We start from the raw sequence: 4,398 nt of genomic DNA on the forward strand, positions 1-4,398 counted from the left end.
ATCAAATAAATATTGATCCAGAAGCCTCTAAGTGTCTTATCCCAAACATGTCGCTCATTCCTTTCGTTGAAAATGCTAGTATTCATGGTATTGAACCGATTAAAGGCAAAGGGATGATCAGCATTTCAATAAAGCGCGAAAATGACCGGTTAGTATTTGAGGTTAACGACAATGGCCAGGGGATGGAAAAAAATGAATATGAACAGCTTCTCGGATCATTAGAGGAGGTTTCCAGCATTGGCGAACATGTAGGGATAAAAAATGTCTACTATCGTCTTAAGTTACATTACTCTAATCAATTTGATTTTAGTATCGTTAGTAATAAAGGAATCGGAACAACTGTAAAAATTCAAGTCCCATTTTTTGAACATAAGTATTAATTATTCTTTCTTTAAGTTATTACGATAAAAACAGTAACCAATGTGTATCGTTTTTAACGGTGTACATTGGTTTTTCTTTATATGAAAGGAGGACTATAGTTTACAAAGTAAAAACTATACTTTGTAAGGTCACTTAAAATAGGTGTCTGAGCTATAATGAAAGTGCTTACAACAATGGGGTGAAGCAATCATTAAATTACGAATAAGGGGGAATTAAGGTGGTAAATAGGAAGTCTCTAGTTTTGTTTTTGAGTCTCATGTTACTGTTGTCCGTCGTTACTGCTTGTTCAAACAAAGAAAGTTCAGGACAAGAAGAAGGTAAAGTTTTTACTTACACATTCTTTAATGCATCTTCTACAGGTAAAGATGTCAATACAGGTGATACAAAAATCGGAAAAATGTTCGAGGAAGCAACAGGGGTTAACTTTAACATCGAACATATCGTGGGAGATAGTAACCAAAAAATCGGTACAATGATTGCTAGTGGTGAATATCCAGAATTACTAAATGCGCAAAACGCAACAAATGATGTAATTGATGCTGGTGGATTTGTTCCACTTAATGATCTGATTGAGGAACATGCTCCAAACCTTAGAAAATTATATGATCCGATTTGGGAAAAAATGAAACATGAGGATGGAAATATTTATATTCTTCCTTCTGGTGTATCAAATGGATATATTAAGCCTCCAAATGTTGGACAAAGTGCATTTTGGATTAAACGGGACGCATTAAAAGAGCAAGGTTATCCACACCCTAAAACAATTGATGAGTTTTTTGAAATCGTTGAAAAATATGCAAAAGCGCATCCAAAAACAAATGGTGCAGATACGATTCCATATACATTATTACAGTATGATTGGCATGTTGGTCAGCTATTTGACCCACCAGCCTTTTTATCAGGTGAACAGGAAGGAATTATTGTTGACGATAAAACATTAGAGGTATCTGTTTATCATAATAAAGACATGACAAAGAGATGGCTGAAAATATTAAATGAAATAAATGATAAAGGACTTTTTGATAGAGAGGCGTTTACCCAAAACTATGATGAGTATTTAGCGAAAATATCTTCAGGGCGTGTTGTTGGATGGTTTGGGCCACGTTGGGAATCTGGTACAGCTCTAGATACACTTGAGCAAGATGATGACCCTTACAATGATTATATGGGCTTCCCTATTGTTTTCGAGGATGGAATTAAAGATCAATACTTAAATCCAGAATCCTTCGTAACCTCTCCAGGAATGGGACTAACGACAGGTACTCCTGAAGAAGATCAGGTAAGGATTATAAAATTTTTAGATCACATGGCAAAAATCGATTCGCAAAAGCTGATTACATGGGGAATTGAAGGCGAAACCTATGAAGTAAATGAGGAAGGTCGTTTTATTCGGACACAAGAACAAATTGATTTAGTTAGCAAAGAAGAGTTTAGAGACGAATTTGGATTTACTGCACTTGGGTGGTATTGGCCAATCATGAGCGGTACTTTTGATGACGGTAACTCTGTTGATCCAGCTGTTCAACCTGAAGTTGCTCAGCTTGCCTATGATGAAGTTGATAAAGAGTTTCTTAAAGCGTACAACATAGAAACGTTCACTGATTTATTTACAGAGCCAGATCCAGCACCATGGTTCCCATTCTGGGATGCAACGATTGAGACTGGTTCTGAAGCACAGCTATATGACCAACAATCTCGTGATCTTATTAAGCGTTCGTACCCTGACATCATCCTCGCAGATCCAGCTAACTTTGAAAAAGAGTGGAATAAATTTAAAAAGGAATTTGATAAATTGCCTTACGAAGCCTACGAAGATGTGATCGAGGCATCCGTTAAAAAAGAAGCAGAGCTAATGAGTAAATAAGAGGCGTTATGAGAGGGCTGAATGATCGATAGGAAGAAGTTCAGCCCTTTTCATTCTAAAAGGAGTTTATCAAATAGGAAAAGGAGGTCAAAATATGCAAGCGCAATCAAAGGCGAAAACAGATGCACCTTTAATTGTTCAGCTAAATCAAGAAAAGGGCATGAAAGCATTTATAAAAAAATGCCGTAGTCAAAAGTCATTATTATTAATGACATTGCCCTTTGTTATTTGGGTATTTATTTTTAAATATTTCCCAATATGGGGATGGTCGATGGCCTTTCAGGATTTCAAACCAGCTCGTTCATTTACCGAACAGGAATGGGTAGGCTTTAAACATTTTATCTTTCTCTTTACAGATGATCGGTTCTTAGGAGTACTTAGAAATACCTTAGCTCAAAGCATTATTAATCTCGTTTTAGGCTTTGTTACTGCCATTGGATTAGCTCTATTAATAAATGAATTAACAAATCTAAAATTTAAACGAGTTGTCCAAACCATTAGCTATTTACCTCACTTCCTTTCTTGGGTTGTAGCAGCTGCGCTTATTTCCTCTGTATTGTCTATTGATGGAATCATTAATGAACTATTAATGGGACTGAATATTATTGACAATGAAATTCTTTGGTTAGGAAAAGCTGAGTATTTTTGGGGGATTTTAGGTGCCTCAGAGGTTTGGAAAAATGTAGGGTGGAATACAATTATTTATTTAGCAGCGATATCGATGATTGACCAAGAGCAATATGAAGCAGCAAAAATTGATGGTGCTTCTCGATTACAGAGGATTCGATATATTACCCTTCCTGGAATGAAGCAAGTAATTGTCATCCTATTAATTATGAATATTGGATACATTATTGAAGCTGGATTTGAACCACAATATTTGCTTGGTAATGGACAGAACATCGAGTATTCAGAGAATATTGATGTATTTGTTATCAACTATGGAATTTCCATGTTTAATTTCTCATTGGCAACAGCAGCAGGAGTGTTTAAAACCGTTATAAGCTTGATATTCCTCGTAGCTGCTAATTCATTTTCGAAAAAAATGGGTCAAGGTGGACTATATTAGGAGGGGGAAAAGAATGTTAAGAGTCATGAAAAGAAGGAGTTTGATGAGAACGAGAGAAGATGTAATCTTTGATACGTTTAATATCATTTTTATGTTATTGCTTAGTGTGATTATGCTATACCCTTTCCTAAACCAAATTGCCCTTTCATTAAATGCGGCAACAGATTCGATGAAAGGTGGAATCTATTTATGGCCAAGAGAATTTACTTGGCGAAACTATGAATATGTATTTAGCCAAGCATCGATCATTCAGGCCATAATTGTTTCGATTGCTAGAACTGTTGTTGGTACAGGGATTGGATTATTATGTACAGCAATGGTGGCATATGCGATAGCTCAAGAGAAGTTTGTTTTAAAAAAATCAGTGACAATCATATTTATTATGACGATGTATTTTAATGGAGGGTTAATTCCAGGTTATCTTTTAATAAAAGATTTACATTTAATCGGAACGTTTTGGGTCTATATTTTACCTGGTTTAATAAGTGCCTTCAATCTCATTATTATGCGGTCATTTATCGAAGGTCTGCCAAAAAGTCTATTTGAGCAAGCACGAATTGACGGTGCAGGAGACTTTAGAATGTTCTTCCAAATTGTGTTACCTCTATCCTTACCGGTTTTAGCAACTGTAGCATTATTTGTTGCTGTTGGTCAGTGGAACCAATGGTTTGATGTATTTTTGTATAATTCAAGCAATCCGAATTTAACAACCTTACAATATGAGTTAATGAAAATTCTTCAAAATACGGCAACTTCAAATGGAGATTGGAATACTGCTCAGGCTAGTGGTGAACGTGCCGTCCAAGCTGTTACACCTAAGTCCATTCAGGCTACTATGACGATTGTAGCGAGTCTCCCAATTATTTGCGTGTACCCGTTTCTACAAAAATATTTTGTGAAAGGAATGACGCTAGGGGCAGTTAAGTAAAGGATAGTATTCAACTATAATTGAAGGAGAGAAAAAGATGACGACACATTCTGCTCAAAAAGTAGTCCCATCATTATCCGAAGTATACAAAGATGATTTTAAAGTTGGTGCAGCCGTAAATCCAATAACTTTACATTCTCAAAAAGAGTTAATTAT

Annotated in this window: 4 protein-coding genes; all 4 read left to right on the forward strand. The window is 35.8% G+C overall.

The window, feature by feature from the left end; genetic code table 11:
- Positions 1-380: sensor histidine kinase (locus tag HU235_RS06550; protein ID WP_233452148.1), on the forward strand; the 380-nt coding region annotated here is incomplete at its 5' end.
- 218 nt (positions 381-598) lie between these two features.
- Positions 599-2,245, forward strand: a complete 1,647-nt coding sequence (locus HU235_RS06555) for an extracellular solute-binding protein (RefSeq protein WP_233452149.1) — start codon at positions 599-601, stop codon at positions 2,243-2,245.
- Positions 2,246-2,339: 94 nt separating this feature from the next.
- Positions 2,340-3,314, forward strand: coding sequence for an ABC transporter permease (locus HU235_RS06560; protein WP_095301910.1), 975 nt, complete (start codon positions 2,340-2,342; stop codon positions 3,312-3,314).
- Between the two features lie 13 nt (positions 3,315-3,327).
- Positions 3,328-4,242, forward strand: a complete 915-nt coding sequence (locus HU235_RS06565; protein ID WP_233452150.1) for a carbohydrate ABC transporter permease — start codon at positions 3,328-3,330, stop codon at positions 4,240-4,242.
- The last annotated feature ends 156 nt before the right edge of the window (positions 4,243-4,398 follow it).

This window comes from Metabacillus niabensis (assembly GCF_902829255.1).
Lineage (GTDB): Bacteria > Bacillota > Bacilli > Bacillales > Bacillaceae > Metabacillus > Metabacillus niabensis.